General features: G+C 50.7%; 10 protein-coding genes and 1 pseudogene. 6 read left to right on the top strand and 5 right to left on the bottom strand.

Annotation, left to right across the window (positions count from 1 at the left end):
• Positions 1-33: 33 nt before the first annotated feature.
• Both ABDK75_RS07210 and ABDK75_RS07205 read left to right on the top strand, forming a co-directional pair.
• The gene (locus ABDK75_RS07210) at positions 34-1353 is read left to right on the top strand and encodes an aspartate aminotransferase family protein (RefSeq protein ID WP_346005837.1); all 1320 of its coding nucleotides are present in this window, start codon (positions 34-36) and stop codon (positions 1351-1353) included.
• Positions 1354-1560: 207 nt separating this feature from the next.
• Complete coding sequence (locus ABDK75_RS07205) at positions 1561-3903, top strand: TonB-dependent receptor domain-containing protein (RefSeq protein WP_346005357.1); 2343 nt, start codon at positions 1561-1563, stop codon at positions 3901-3903.
• Between the two features lie 176 nt (positions 3904-4079).
• Here ABDK75_RS07205 and zigA read toward each other — a convergent pair whose 3' ends face one another.
• Complete coding sequence (gene zigA / locus ABDK75_RS07200; RefSeq protein ID WP_346005356.1) at positions 4080-5282, bottom strand: zinc metallochaperone GTPase ZigA; 1203 nt, start codon at positions 5280-5282, stop codon at positions 4080-4082.
• Between the two features lie 88 nt (positions 5283-5370).
• Between zigA and ABDK75_RS07195 the strand changes: the two genes are divergently transcribed.
• Complete coding sequence (locus ABDK75_RS07195; protein ID WP_346005355.1) at positions 5371-5976, top strand: DUF1826 domain-containing protein; 606 nt, start codon at positions 5371-5373, stop codon at positions 5974-5976.
• A gap of 66 nt (positions 5977-6042) precedes the next feature.
• On the opposite strand, the gene ABDK75_RS07190 is transcribed toward ABDK75_RS07195, so the two are convergent.
• A complete protein-coding gene (locus ABDK75_RS07190; RefSeq protein WP_346005354.1) occupies positions 6043-7257 on the bottom strand; it encodes an MFS transporter in 1215 nt (404 codons plus the stop codon).
• A 555-nt stretch (positions 7258-7812) separates the two neighbouring features.
• Between ABDK75_RS07190 and ABDK75_RS07185 the strand changes: the two genes are divergently transcribed.
• The gene (locus tag ABDK75_RS07185) at positions 7813-8538 is read left to right on the top strand and encodes an AraC family transcriptional regulator (RefSeq protein WP_346005353.1); all 726 of its coding nucleotides are present in this window, start codon (positions 7813-7815) and stop codon (positions 8536-8538) included.
• Positions 8539-8566: 28 nt separating this feature from the next.
• Here ABDK75_RS07185 and ABDK75_RS07180 read toward each other — a convergent pair whose 3' ends face one another.
• Positions 8567-9463, bottom strand: a complete 897-nt coding sequence (locus tag ABDK75_RS07180) for a LysR family transcriptional regulator (protein ID WP_346005352.1) — start codon at positions 9461-9463, stop codon at positions 8567-8569.
• 149 nt (positions 9464-9612) lie between these two features.
• Between ABDK75_RS07180 and ABDK75_RS07175 the strand changes: the two genes are divergently transcribed.
• On the top strand, positions 9613-10596 hold the full coding sequence (locus ABDK75_RS07175) for an aldo/keto reductase (RefSeq protein ID WP_346005351.1): 984 nt from the start codon (positions 9613-9615) through the stop codon (positions 10594-10596).
• Between the two features lie 24 nt (positions 10597-10620).
• Positions 10621-11478 carry an aldo/keto reductase gene (locus ABDK75_RS07170; protein ID WP_346005350.1) on the top strand — a complete coding sequence of 286 codons (858 nt, stop codon included), beginning with the start codon at positions 10621-10623 and terminating at the stop codon, positions 11476-11478.
• A gap of 208 nt (positions 11479-11686) precedes the next feature.
• Here ABDK75_RS07170 and ABDK75_RS07165 read toward each other — a convergent pair.
• Together ABDK75_RS07165 and ABDK75_RS07160 are read right to left on the bottom strand one after the other, a co-directional pair.
• A pseudogene (locus tag ABDK75_RS07165) lies at positions 11687-12444 on the bottom strand (IS5 family transposase).
• A 485-nt stretch (positions 12445-12929) separates the two neighbouring features.
• Positions 12930-14552 (bottom strand): lactate permease LctP family transporter, encoded by a 1623-nt coding sequence (locus ABDK75_RS07160; RefSeq protein WP_346005349.1) that lies wholly within the window; start codon positions 14550-14552, stop codon positions 12930-12932.
• Between the last annotated feature and the right edge of the window lie 69 nt (positions 14553-14621).

The following is a 14621-nucleotide window of genomic DNA, read 5'->3' as shown; positions in this document are numbered from 1 at the left end:
ACATTGACGAACGAAAGCCTGTGCGCCCTTGCCATGAGTGAGGGACGCAACTGGATGCCCTTTACAGCCAACAGACTGGTTAACGGTCGGGGCGATCATCGCGTTGTGGCCTCTGCCAAAGGGCCTTACTATACGATGGCCGATGGCAAAACGGTCTTCGATACCCTGTCTGGGCTGTGGTGTACGCCTTTAGGCCATGGAAATCCACGCATTGCGGACGCGCTTCGTCAGCAGGCAGAAACGCTGGACTTCGCACCCGGATTCCAGATGACGCATGCACCGGCTGTAACGCTGGCAGCACGCATCGCAAAAATGGCCCCCGAAGGCTTGGAGCATGTTTTCTTCGCGAATTCTGGCTCGGAAGCTGTTGATACTGCGCTGAAAATTGCGATCGGCTTTCACAAGCTTAAAGGTGAGGGCGGCCGCTTTCGTCTCATTGGACGCGAACGAGGTTATCACGGTGTAGGGTTTGGTGGCATGTCCGTAGGCGGCATTGTTCCGAACCGCAAGATGTTCGCCACGGTGATGGTCCCTGGCGTGGACCACATCCGACACCCTTACGATCACGCCCATGTCGCCTTTTCAAAAGGGCAGTCTGAATGGGGCGCTCATCTGGCGGACGATCTCGAAAGACTGGTGGCACTCCATGATGCCTCCACAATCGCGGCTGTCATTGTCGAGCCAGTGCAGGGATCGACCGGCGTTCTTGTCCCCCCCGTCGGATATCTTCAGAAGCTGCGGGAAATCTGTACGAAACACGGCATTCTCCTCATTTTCGACGAAGTCATCACGGGCTTTGGGCGTATGGGAGAAAACTTTGCCTCCCAAAGATTTGGCGTCACACCAGATATGATTACCTTCGCCAAGGCGGTCACGAATGGGATCATTCCCATGGGAGGCGTTATCGTCACTTCAGAAATCTACAAAACGTTCATGAACGGCCCGGACGCAGCCATAGAGTTCGCTCACGGCTACACCTATTCAGGGCATCCAATGGCGGCAGCCGTGGCCCATACGGTGCTCGACATAATGGAAGAAAAGGGGACCAATGCGGCCGTCAGGGCACTGGAACCCATCTTGGAAGAAGAGGTCCATGCATTGCAGGACCTGAAATCCGTAAAAGATCTGCGAAACATCGGCCTTACCGCTGCGATCGAACTCAATCCCCTTTCTGACAAGTCTGCCCTGCGAAGTGTCCAGCTTTTTGAGCGCGGCCTGGAAGAGGGTGTTCTGCTTCGCGTCACAGGAGACACGATTTCTTTTGGCCCTCCATTTATTTCGACTCCAGACCAAATAAGAGGAATGATAGCCCAAGTTAGAAAGGTCATTATGAGCTGCGAAAAAGACTTCTAAATATTCATTTTAATTTCCGAATTCAGAAATAAGCTTCAGAAAGCCGAATGATGGAAGCATCATTCGGCTAAACGCGCTGAAATTAATCCAAAATACTAAATTCGTATATTTATTTTCCCCAAAGATTATTTAGTATTTCATTATTAAAACGAAATATGTTTGAGTGCATATTATCAGTTACGCCAACTGAGCTTTCGGAGAAAAAAAGTGAAGACACTGGCTTCTCGTCTGTTCCTCGGTACTATTCTGAGTTCCGTACTCCTTTCCGCAGAGACTGGACGCTCCAGTGCTGCTCCGGCTCATCACCCTCGTCATGTGACAAGCTCTCATCATGCGACATCTGGCACACCCGCAAAACCACGCTCCCGTAGAACGTCCATGATGGCAGCCAGCGAAGAGAGCGTCGGTGTTCGTGGATCGAGAAGTGCGCGCAACTCTGGGGGAGGCATGATGCGCGTCGAAACTGCACCTTATGCAGTGCAGTCTGTGGGGCGCCAATATATTGAGATGAGAAGCCCGACATCAACCGGTCTTGATGTTGTCCAAAATCTTCCAAGTGTCAGCATTGCCATGCCAGATACGTCTGGCATCAAAGGCGGCGCACTGTATATGCGCGGTTTTACTGATGCCGATACGGCTTTGCTTTTGGATGGGGCGCCTGCATCTCTTGCGGCGTATCTTCAGCAGAACGTTGATGCAGAGAACATCGAAAGCGTCACCATGACGCCTGGGAGCTCTCCCATCGATGCGCCTGCATCCAATGCAACGGCAGGTACGCTTGATGAGCGCACACTAACCCCCGGAAAGAAAGCTGGGGGCAGCATGGATTTTTCTTACGGCACCAACAACATGTCCCGTGAATTCGTCCGACTGGAATCCGGAGAAATCGGAAATTCCGGTATCCGGTCTTACATCTCAGTCTCAAATACCCATTCGAGACAATGGATGGGTGCAGGTACAAACCGACGGACACATGTAGACGTTGGACTTTTTAAAGAATTTACCAACGGCTCAACTGTAAAATTTTTTGGTTCATGGAACAATTCCATGTTTACAATTGATGCATATCCAGATGCTCAAACATTTTATAATTATAAGCATACGGGACAGGGATATAACCGTACAAATGTCTGGGACAGGAATTCCACGTCCGCCGGAAATTACTGGCAAGGCAATATTGACTCCTGGAACCAGTTTTTCGTCACAACACAAGCCCATATCATTATCAACAAACGTCTGACCTTCGACCTGTCTCCCTATTTTGCGACAGGCTTCGGATGGGACGGCTCGACTGCCGGCACGCCAGCCTCGACGGGCGCCACATATTTCTATGGGAACGGGCAGAAAGCAGATCCTTCTACACCGTTGAGCACATACTGGGCGCAGCACTGGTCCCCGCAAGTCGGGCTTGTCGCCAAACTGGGTTACGACCTTGATCGTCATAACCATCTGTCTTTCGGATACTGGTATGAGAACAATGCCGTCAACTATTTCTTTCCAACCATGGCAACACAACCTGGCGGACGAAATGCCAAAACAAATGACAATGCCTATAAGCTCTATACAACAGATGGTCAGGAAGCAATTTACAGGTACAATGCCGGTTACGAGCTGAATTCTTTCTTTATCGAAGATACCGCTAAATATTTTAATGATCGCCTAACCATAAATGGTGGCTTCAAATATATCATGTCCAACTATTGGGATCGCGCTTCCGGGCTCAGCCAATTTACGATCGGGGCTAACTCAACCGCGCCTCTTCCGCATCTTTCTGTCTCGTATAAAATCGACTCTCACAGTCAGGTTTACATGAATGCCGAGGGTGATTTCCGCCAGCCGTCTCCGTCACAGCTATCTGGTTCAACGTCACTCCCCAAAAACCAGTATTCCATCACGGAGCAGATTGGATATCGCTATAACAACCGGTACCTGACGTTCGATATTTCGGCATTCAATTCCAATATCACCAACCGTCTTCTCACCACCTATCTGCCCAATACCGCTTACGCAGTTTCCAATGCAGGAAACCAGACGATCCGCGGATTTGATGCCATGATTGCAGGAAGGGATTTCCACCATTTCAGCCCATATGCCTCAGTGGAATACCTGCATGGCACTTTTGACTCAAATATTCCTTATGGTGACACATACCTTCCCACCAAAGGAAAACAGTCCATTCTCACGCCACGAGTGCTTGCAAATTTTGGCCTGACCTACAGCAACGCAGGATTTTTTGGAAACTTCAGCCTTCACTATACCGGCCCGCAGTCAGTCACACTTGTGGGCGATCAGAGAATGCCAGGGTTTGTTACCAATACCCTCGCGCTTGGGTATCATTTCAAACCGCTCTATTTCCTGAAAACCCCTACGTTCCGTTTGAATTTCTCTAACCTGACGGCATCGATCATTCGTGTCGGAACAACGGGCATTACCAACAACTACCATAATGTGACACTGCTCGACGGCAGTACCCTAGCAGGCAGCAGCGGAGCATCCTTCTATGTGCTTCCAAGGTTTTCAATGACGGGGACGGTCTCATCGGATTTCTGAGTTTGACTGTATCTTTCGAGAGAATAGTTACTGAGATATACATCAGAGCGAATGGTTATTTTACGGGTCCGTGAGTGTTCGGGAGGGGCTAAGAAGAAAGTCCCTCCAATTGCTGTCTTAATCGCTAGGCCAGGTGGCATAAAATATGTGCGCGTACGTCAAAATACCTCAGATATTTACGACCATTGAGGAAATGGGTCAGGAAGATTATCGTAGTGCCAAGGCATGAAAATTGCGTCCTGTGGTGGTGCAACAAGGCAATTGTCGAGCGCGGTACGAATTGCAGCCTCTTCCATTCCGGTTCCAATAAAGACCAGTTCCTGACGTCGGTCTCCGTAAACATCGTCCCAGTATTTGGCCAATGTCGCTCGCCAGCCTTCGTCATCAGGCCAATTGTCATGCGGGACACTTGCCCACCACCGCCCAGCCGCCTGATGACGCGCTAAAGCCCCCGCAATACTCAGATCTCCGACCCAATCCGGGCGGGTTGCAAGCCAGAAATAGCCTTTCACGCGCACCACACCGTGCCATGACTGCTCGATGAAGTCTGCAAAAGCATTCGGTCTGAAAGGCCGATGGGCACGGTAGACAAAGCTGGAAATTCCGTATTCTTCCGTTTCCGGCCGATGTTCAGAATGCCCGTACAACTCTTTGAACCACAAGGGATTCTGGTGTGCACGCTCAAAATCAAATCGGCCAGTGTTTAAAAGCTGGTTTATGGGAACCTGGCTTTGGCTTGTTTCAACCACAGCCGCGTCAGCATTGAGAGAACGAATGATCAATCTTGCTGCCTCTGCCTGCTCGGTAGTGGCCGTATCGATTTTGTTTAGAACGATGACGTCCGCAAATTCGATCTGATCAACGAATAGGTCTACGAGCGCGCGTTCGTCCTCTTCTCCCGCAACCTCACCTCGATCCCGAAGGAAATCGGTTGATCCGTAGTCTTTGAGCAGGTTCACGGCATCCACAACAGTTACCATCGTATCGAGCCGAGCGACGTCACTCAAACTGCGGCCTTCTTCATCTCGAAACTCGAAAGTAGCTGCGACGGGCAGGGGCTCTGCAATCCCGGTTGATTCAATCAGGAGGTAATCAAATCTTTTTTCTTCCGCCAGCCGTGTCACCTCGGTCAGAAGGTCATCCCGCAACGTACAGCAGATGCAGCCATTCGTCATTTCCACGAGCTTTTCATTTGTCCGGGACAAATTACTGCCGCCATTGCGGATCAGCTCGGCATCAATGTTCACGTCACTCATATCATTGACAATGACCGCAACCTTCAGACCGTCGCGATTATTCAGAACATGATTGAGAAGGGTAGTTTTTCCAGCTCCCAAAAAACCGGAAAGAACGGTCACAGGCAATCGATTGTCCGACATGAGGCAAGCACCTGAAGAGAAGAGGGGATTGATACAGGCGTCAATAATAGTTATGTTATAACATATCAATAGCAAGGAAGCGTTTTCCATGCCGCAGTGTTCCACCCGTACCCGTCTGGCTCGTCAGTCGTTGCTCAAAGACATTCTGTTGCCTCACTGTAGCATCAGTCTTCATCAGGCCGGCTTGTCGGAAACACTGACACAGGCGGCGAAAGACTATCTGAAATCCGCGCCTCGATCATGGATAGCGCGGGGGCAACTGGGGGACATTGCTGCCCAGCTACAAGCCTCATTTCCGGAAGGTACATTGCCTCTACAGAAAGACATCCTGGAGATCGCTACTCTTTACGGCGATATGTCCCGACATCAAGCACTCCGCGTTCGTTTGGAAAAAATAACGACGGATAGTTGCAGGAAATTTCATGTTGATTGCGTTGATCTCCGTTTGCTTCGCGCCTATGTCGGGCCGGGAGTTCAATGGACAACCGACAACGGGTCAACCATCCAAGAAGCCTCTACCGGGGCAATTGTTCTTCTGAAAGGGAAACACTTTCCGCAGTGGGACCACGCAGAGAAGGTCCTCCATCGCTCGCCTCCACTCTCTCATCGCCCTGCCAAGGAGCGCATAAGGCTTCTACTCACGGTTGATGAAGCTAACGCCTGTGGAGAAGCCCCTTTTGGGATAGCAGCATAATAAATGTCTGGTGATTTGACGTAAATTTCCGATTTTCGCGTCTATGAAAAGACACCTTATCAAATATTAGATCGGTCGCTGTTGTTTTGCCTTGATATCCCCCAAAGTCAGCAGCCAGATCATGAAACCACCAAAAGCCAGGCCGCTGCCAACCCAGCCGACTGAGGTCCATCCAAAACCGGCTGCAATGGCAAGCCCACCCAGTGCGGGACCAACGGCATTAGACAGGTTGAAAGCGCTCTGGTTCAAGGCCGCAGCCATAGCTTCTGCACCTACCGCGACTTCAAGGAGGCGCGACTGAATCACCGTTCCCAGCCCTCCGCCACACCCAATCATGAACACAACAGGCATAAGCTCCCAGACGTTATGCGCCGATCCTGCGAAACCGGCGAGAGCAGAAGCATTGACGAGCAAGATACCGCCCATGGTCAGCATCATCTTCCGGTCAGCAGCCCAGGCGCAAACAACCGTTCCTGTGGTCATTCCCGCTCCAAAGACAGCCAGCATGATAGCAATCATCGTGGACGATGCATGTAGAACTTCCTGCATAATGGCCGTCAGGTAAGTATAAACACAAAAAATTCCACCAAACCCTACGGCACTAATTCCAAGGGTGAGCCACACTTGTCGGTTTTTAAGGCCTCTGAGCTGCGCCATTGCATTTGCATGGGGACGTGAAGGGTCTGTCGGAACGACCACACTGACAAGGACAGTTGTGATGAGTGCCAGAGCCGCGATCAAACCGAAAGACCAGCGCCATCCTAGGGCACTTCCTATGATACTGGCGAGAGGCACGCCTGCAACTGTTGCAATAGTGAGACCAAGCACGACACGCGAAACCGCCTGTGTCCTGCGACTTGGAGGAACGAGTGACGAAGCGATGATGCCGGCTATTCCAAAATAGGCGCCATGGGGAAGGCCGCTGACAAATCGGCATATCAGAAGGTAGCCATAAGATGGGACAAAGGCTGTGAGCCCATTTCCAACCATATAGAGGGCAGTGAGACCAATGAGTGTTTTTTTATGGCTCAAACGCGCACTGAGAACAGCAATGAGCGGTGCTCCAATGCCAACACCCATCGCGTAAGCAACAATCGCGTGCCCGGCCTGAGGAACCGTAACCTGAAGTTCCCGCGCGATCAGAGGCACCAGACTCATGGCTGTAAATTCAGCAGTTCCTATAGCAAAAGCGCCCAGAGCGAGCACAAAGAAAATAAGAGATGTGCGGGGGGAGGGAACGTTCGTCAAACACGAGTTCTCGGGCGGCACTGCGATGGTCATGCGGTCTCTTTGAGGAAGAATTTCAAGAAAGTGAGCGAGGCGCGATAGACCACAAGAAACCGTGAGAGCAATGCTGGGACGGAGCAATTCAGAGCTGATAATAGTTATCATGTTATTATATCGTAACTATATTGAGGAAATTTCTGCTTTAGAAACTCAAAAATACTGCAGGACGAACCGCTCTCACCGCTGAACGAAACCGCAAAAAAGTATCGAAAAAATAAAAATCAAACGCTAGATGCTAACAGGAAAATTCCTGATGATACTGCGACGAATCAGACCTTACTGGAAACCATGATCCCAAATGCAGATCCTGATATCATCCGCAGCTTTTAAAGCGCTGCCTTAGGGCAGCGTTGTATTAGGCATTGCATGTCCCATCGCCGAAAACCCTTTGCCACGCAGCCCCTTCAACCCGTTTACGAGCTCATTACGGCCAATCCAGTGCACAGTTTTACTCTGTCCAGGCATGATTACCCCGCTGAGTGCGCTAAGTGGAATTACCATCCCGAGTATGAACTGCACTTGATTACAGCGGGGAGTGGGCGGTATGTCGTGGGTGACCATGTCGGTACCTTCTACGCCAGAAGCATGTTTCTGATAGGGCCCAACTTACCTCACAACTGGTTAAGCAATCTGGGGCAAGAACAGGTCTGTCATGGGCGCGATCTGATCGTACAAATCCAGCCAGCATGGCTTCAGGGATTGATTCAACTATGCCCGGAATTTGGGGAAATTCTGCACCTGATTGAGGACGCGGCCAACGGGGTGGAATTTCATGGGCCATCGCTGGAAATGCTCTGCCACCAGATGGAAGACCTAGAGCTCTCTGACCCAGCAGAGCGGGTCTCGAAACTGATTGCGCTTCTTGTAAATTTGGCTCAAGTGCCTCGACACGTTCTATGCCAGTCTTGGAACTCCCGCTCTTCGAAAGCAGAAGAGTCTAGGGTGATCGATCAGGTCATGCGGTGCTTGTTGTCTTCAGATTTAAAGATGATCAAACAGGCAGAGATCGCCCATCGCGTTAAAATGAGTCCGTCTGCTTTCTCGCGTCTGTTCCAGCAAGCAACAGGGGGCACTTTCACCAGTTTTGTGCGCCGATTGCGGATCAGTCGTGCATGCAACCTTCTGATGACAACGAAAGACCCCATTTCCGTCATAAGCGCAGAATCTGGCTTCAGTAATCTATCCAATTTCAATCGAGCATTTTTGGAAGAAAAAGGGGTCACTCCCAGAAGGTATCGCCGAGAAGCAGAACAATCCATTCAAGCGTCAATCTAGTTTTCGAACATTCATCCAGCCCTAAAATTTATCCGCCTCGGTAACGCAAAGCGTCCAGAACAAGGGTGAACACCGGAGAGGGCTGCCGCCTGCTTGGATAATACAGATAATAGCCATTGAATGGCTCGCACCATTCTTCCAGAATTCGCACCAGAGTTCCGGAAGACAAGTGATCTTTGACGTGGTCCTCAAGCATGAAAGCAATGCCGTGCCCGGTGAGGGCGGCTTCCACAATCAGATTGATATCATTGAACACAAGCTGTCCTTGCGTTTTAACCCGGATCTCTTTGCCATCGCGCTCAAACTCCCAAGCATATAATCCGCCAGAAGTCGGCAAACGCAGATTGATACAGTTATGGTGAGCCAGATCGTAAGGCGTTTCCGGGATAGTCTTTCCGCTCAGGTACGATGGCGAGGCCACAGCAGCCATCCGAAGGCGTGGGCTGATTGGCACCGCAATCATATCCTGCTCCAGTCTTTCTCCAAGCCTTATTCCTGCGTCATATCGCTCAGCCACGATATCGACGAGGCCTCCTTCAATATTGATTTCCACGTTGATGTCAGGATTTTCGGCTGTGAGACGATCAATAGCTGGCCAGAGCACCGTATACGCCGCGTGAGAACTTGTCGTGATCCGAACAGTGCCCGCAGGACGGTCACGCAACTCGGTCAGTGCGGCAAGCTTCTGATCAATCTCCTCAAGGGCAGGACGCAGTGTTTCTATAAGGCGTTCACCAGCCAGTGTCGGTGCGACACTTCTGGTTGTGCGCGTAAGGAGCCGGAGGCCCAGTCTGGCTTCAAGCCGTCGAAGAGAATGGCTGAGCGCAGATTGTGAAATACCAAGCCTGCCTGCGGCCTTGGTAAAACTGCCTTCATCAGCAACTGCCATGAACATGGCCAGACTTCCAAGCTCTTCACGCCGCATTATGCTCAGGCCTTCTCACGGGTTTCATGACTAAAAGTCATAGACCTAAGAAATTTACCTTGTCTAATCGATTGATGAGGCTGGGCTTATGATTTGCGTGTTCAGAGCCTTGGCAGACGCCCAAGGATAAACACGCGGGATCAAGAAACATGCAGAAACGTCTATTAGGCCAGAGTGGTCTGGAAGTATCAGCGCTTGGGTTCGGCTGCATGGGCCTGAGCTATGGCTATGGCCCTGCCACCGATCGCAAGGATGCTATTGCCCTGATCCGCGCAGCATATGAGCGTGGGGTCACTTTCTTCGATACTGCCGAAGCTTATGGACCAAGCATTAATGAAGAAGTCGTTGGGGAGGCACTAGAGCCGGTTCGTGATCAGGTGGTGATTGCCACCAAGTTTGGTTTCGTAAACGGCGTGCCAGCACAGGGATTGGATAGTCGGCCGGAGCGTATTCGACAGGTTGCAGATGAAGCCCTGAAGCGCCTGCGGACTGACAGAATTGATCTCTTCTACCAACATCGCGTCGATCCAAACGTGCCGGTCGAAGATGTTTCCGGAACGGTGAAAGACCTTATCGCAGCGGGCAAGGTCAAGCATTTTGGCATGTCTGAAGCCGGGACGGATTCAATCCGTCGGGCGCATGCCGTACAGCCGGTTGCAGCGCTCCAGAGTGAATATTCGATGTTCTGGCGCGAGCCCGAAGCAGAAATTCTGCCGCTCCTTGAAGAACTGGGGATCGGTTTCGTGCCATTTGCGCCTCTTGGCAAAGGGTTTCTGACTGGAGAACTCGACCCAAAGGTCGTGTTCTCCAAAGATGATTTCCGAAGCTCTGTTCCCCGTTTTCAAGCCGATGCCCTCATTGCGAACCAGGCTCTCGTTGATCTTGTCAAAGCCATCGCATCTGAAAAATCCTGCACCCCTGCGCAGATCGCCTTGGCCTGGCTTTTGGCTCAAAAACCCTGGATCGTTCCTATCCCTGGGACAACCAAGCTTCACCGCCTCGAAGAGAATCTGGGAGGGGCTGATGTCATTCTGACGCAGGATGATCTGGCCCGTATTGAACAGGCGCTTAACGGAATCGCTCTGCAAGGGGCTCGTTATCCTGCCTCATACCAAAACCTCATCAATCGCTAAGCCTTAGCCGCAGAGAGAATAGTCATGACAATCACCACTCCTGCCGTGATACTGAATAATGGTATCCAGATGCCGTCTCTTGGCTTCGGTGTATTTCAGGTTCCTGACCCGGCCGAATGTGAACAAAGTGTTCGGGACGCCATTGATGTCGGTTATCGACTTATCGATACCGCAACGTCCTATGGGAACGAGGAAGCTGTCGGTCATGCGATCCGCAACCATGGGATCGACCGCGGCGATTTGTTTGTAACCACTAAGCTCTGGATTGAAGATGCGAGTTATGAGGGCGCCAAGGCTGCTTTTGAGCGCTCGTTAAACAAACTCCAGACAGACTATCTCGATCTCTGGTTGATCCATCAACCGTACGGGGACGTCTATGGCGCATGGCACGCAATGGAAGAACTGTATCGGGCGGGCCGTATCCGGGCGATCGGTGTCAGCAACTTCTATTCTGACCGACTGGTGGATTTTGTACTGCACAACGAGGTCACACCAGCGATCAATCAGATTGAACTGCATCCTTTTCACCAGCAGGACGATGCGTTGGAAATCCTGAAGCAATATGATGTTCAGGCAGAAGCTTGGGGACCGTTTGCAGAGGGACGAAACGGGCTGCTCTCGAATGATCTGCTTCAGTCAGTTGCGCAGAAGCATGGCAAAACCATCGCTCAGGTTGTGCTGCGTTGGTTGAACCAGCGCGGGATTGTCGCGATCCCCAAGTCAGTCCGTAAAGAGCGTATGGCCGAAAACTTCGCTATTTTCGACTTTACGTTAGACGATGCTGATGTGGAGGCGATTACCACGCTTGATCAGAAAGCCAGCAGTTTCTTCGATCACCGCGATCCGGAGAAAGTCAGATGGCTTAGTACCAGAAAGCTCTAATGCTGAGATACCAGCTCTTGCTTCCTACAATCTTAGCGGCTCTGTTATTTTAGTCACTATGGTGCTGTAGGGGGCCGGGGTAGTAAAGGTTTTTTAACACTGCGCGATTATGCGCCTCCCTTGCTATGTTCAGGGCTGAGCATGCAGGACATTGCGACCTGTCGAAAGGCTTTGTCTTCAAAAGGCGAAAATCGTCTAGGCTCAGGACTCATAACCAGAAGATGACGGCTGCGGCGAGGCAGATGGCTGAGAAGAAGACGGTCAGGCCATCTGTCATAGCGTGTTGCAACACGCCGCCAGTCCTTGAACTTTCCGAACATGATCTCGATGCGATTGCAGCTCTTATATTTTCTCTTGTCGTATTTGACTAGTTTTCCGCGGGATCTCCGTCCCGGGATGCAAGGCCTGATCCCTCTTTCCTCCAGGGCATCCCTGAACCAGTCAGCATCATAACCCCGGTCCGTCAGCATCCATTGTGCCATGGGCAGGCTGTCCAGCAGAGCAGAGGCTCCGGTGTAATTACTGATCTGTCCTGCTGTCATGAAAAAGCTTAGCAGTCGTCCGTTCTGATCGGTAATCGCATGGAGCTTTGTATTCTACCGCCTTTGGTGCGACCGATCAGGCGGCCTGGATCCCCCTTTTTAGCCGCAGGCTCGAAGCCGTGCGGTGCGCCTTGAGATACGTCACATCAATCATGATGGTCCGAGGCTGGGCCTTTGCAGCAGATAAGCCATCCATCATCTGCATGAAAATGCCCATGTCGCCCCAACGCTTCCCGCGGTTGGAGAGCGTCTTGTGTGGACCGTACTTCCGGGCGCATCACGCCAGCGCATACCATTGCCGTTCACAAAAATGATACCGCTCAGCACACGGCGGTCATCGACGCGAGGTTTTCCGTAGCCCTTGCGAAAGAACCGCCGCAGACAGATCCATCTGTTCGTCCGTCAGCCAAAACAGATCGCTCATCTTCAGTCTCCTTGCAGAGCCTGAATCAGATTCCTGCAATCAAATCAATGGATCCTGAGCCTAATTAAAACTGAAATAAATACTTCACCTACTTCCAAAGGAAAAATTTAGTTTTTTCTTACTGAAGATTTCTCCAAAAAACATATCAAGTGCGGTAGTATTTAAAATTATATCACATTATAACAATATTGTGATAAACGCCCACTGCTTTCCAGTCCATCTTATATCGCGTCATACTTGTCATGTACTTATGATAATATATGAACCTCATGACACCAATAACCAACATAATCCTTAATTATTTCCATCCAGAAACTCTCATTACAGATAATAAAATTAATCAATTATCTAACTATTTTTAATAAAAAAGATTATAATATATGGTAAAAATAAATATTTATTATATAAATATATAATTTTTATACACATTAACATAAAAAATATATAAAATAGGAAATAGATAAAAATAATCAAACCAAATAAAATCACACCGTAATAAGAAAACTCACCATAAGAACAAGAAGAACACTCCATTTCAGCGTGAATTTTAGCATTTCCCCTTCTTTTCCGACCAAGCCAACAGCGGCGCAGGCGACAGCGATCGACTGAGGGGAAATCATCTTCCCAACTGAACCTCCAACGGCATTCGCGGCAACGAGAAGTGGGCCGCTGACGTGGATCTGCTGACCTGTCGCGGCCTGCAGTCCTCCGAACAGCGCGTTTGAGGACGTGTCCGATCCTGTCAGGAAAACACCGAGCCAACCGAGGACTGGAGAAAGAAACGTAAATGCAGACCCTGTCGCCGCGAACAGGAGAGCCAGCGTTGCAGACAAGCCGGAATAGTTGGCCAAATAAGCAAAAGCGAGAACCATGCCGATGGAATAGATCGGAATCTTCAGTTCATTCAGTGTCTGCAGAAAGATCACCATTGCATCACGGGGACGCGCGCGCAACACAAATGTCGAGAGAATGGCAGTCAGCATGATACTCGTGCCAACTGACGAGAGAAGATCCAGCTTGAATACCGAGTGATAAGGCGCCGGCTCTAGCGAGACTGGCGGCATCTTAATGATCAGATCATTAAGATATGGGAAGGGGAAGGTAATGACCGTTGAAGCGAGCGGGCCGCCAGACTTAAAAAGGTTTTTGAATGGCCCGATGCTCCAAAGTGCAACAAGAACGGTTAGAATGACGAATGGCATCCATGCCCGGATAATGTCACTTCGGCTGTAATGCTTCTCTGCCCCGATGATGGACGCCTCTTTGTTTCCCTGAGAAAACCGGAAACTGACTGCGGGCCTCCAAAACTTCAAAAAAAGCGGAATAGCCAGCAGCGTTGCCAGAGCCGCCGCAATATCAGGAAGTTCCGGCCCCACGAAAACAGCCACCAAAGTCTGCGTGACGGTGAAGGTCAGCGCCGCAACGAGGGTAATCGGCCAGACCTCTCGTAGGCCACGCAGACCGTCCACGATCATCACCAGAAGAAAAGGAATGACAAACGCCAGGACAGCAAGCATGGGCATCGCAAGCCGAGAGATCAAAAACGGGTCGGCTCCAATCACCTGACCGCCGACAATGACTGGAATGCCCATTGCCCCAAAAGCACCAGGCGCAGCATTGGCGAGGAGGCAAAGTCCGCCCGCATACAATGGAGGCACGCCGAGGCCGACGAGGAGCGCTGTGGTAATCGCGACCGGAGCACCGAAACCAGCAGCCCCTTCGAGGAAAGCACCGAAGCCGTACGAAACGAGCAGGATCTGAATACGCTGATCGTCCGAAACTGTGACAATCGAATAGCGAATGATGTCGAAGTATCCGGTTTTGACCGACAGTTTATAGAGAAAGACTGCAGCCAAGATGATCCACGCAATAGGCCACAAACCGTAGAGAAAACCATATAATCCCGTCGCAATCAGGTACGGTATCGGCATCCCATAGAAAGCCACAGCGATGATGGCGGTAAGAATGACCGTGATGGTACAGGCGACATGTCCCTTCATGCGAAGCACCAGCAGCGCAACGAAGAAAAATGCAATCGGGATGAGGGCGACCAGACTTGAAACAAGAATGTTTCCGGCGGGATCGTATATCTGCTTCCAGGGGGACATGGATCAATTCTCCTGACGTCGTGTCGTTAATGCTTATCCATGCCAGTTTCCGGCCCTGGATGCGGGGGT

The organism is Gluconobacter sp. OJA, from assembly GCF_039638325.1.
GTDB lineage: Bacteria > Pseudomonadota > Alphaproteobacteria > Acetobacterales > Acetobacteraceae > Gluconobacter > Gluconobacter cerinus.
Note: the sequence above shows the minus strand (reverse complement) of the source record. Positions and strands in the feature narration are given on the sequence as shown.

What these genes read in the sequence shown, in the direction of transcription:
- ABDK75_RS07210 (WP_346005837.1), top strand. Translation starts at nt 34, where the DNA reads ATGAGTGAGGGACGCAACTGGATGCCCTTTACAGCCAACAGACTGGTT.
- zigA (WP_346005356.1), bottom strand. Translation starts at nt 5,282, where the DNA reads ATGTCGGACAATCGATTGCCTGTGACCGTTCTTTCCGGTTTTTTGGGA.
- ABDK75_RS07195 (WP_346005355.1), top strand. Translation starts at nt 5,371, where the DNA reads ATGCCGCAGTGTTCCACCCGTACCCGTCTGGCTCGTCAGTCGTTGCTC.
- ABDK75_RS07190 (WP_346005354.1), bottom strand. Translation starts at nt 7,257, where the DNA reads ATGACCATCGCAGTGCCGCCCGAGAACTCGTGTTTGACGAACGTTCCC.
- ABDK75_RS07180 (WP_346005352.1), bottom strand. Translation starts at nt 9,463, where the DNA reads ATGCGGCGTGAAGAGCTTGGAAGTCTGGCCATGTTCATGGCAGTTGCT.
- ABDK75_RS07175 (WP_346005351.1), top strand. Translation starts at nt 9,613, where the DNA reads ATGCAGAAACGTCTATTAGGCCAGAGTGGTCTGGAAGTATCAGCGCTT.
- ABDK75_RS07170 (WP_346005350.1), top strand. Translation starts at nt 10,621, where the DNA reads ATGACAATCACCACTCCTGCCGTGATACTGAATAATGGTATCCAGATG.
- ABDK75_RS07160 (WP_346005349.1), bottom strand. Translation starts at nt 14,552, where the DNA reads ATGTCCCCCTGGAAGCAGATATACGATCCCGCCGGAAACATTCTTGTT.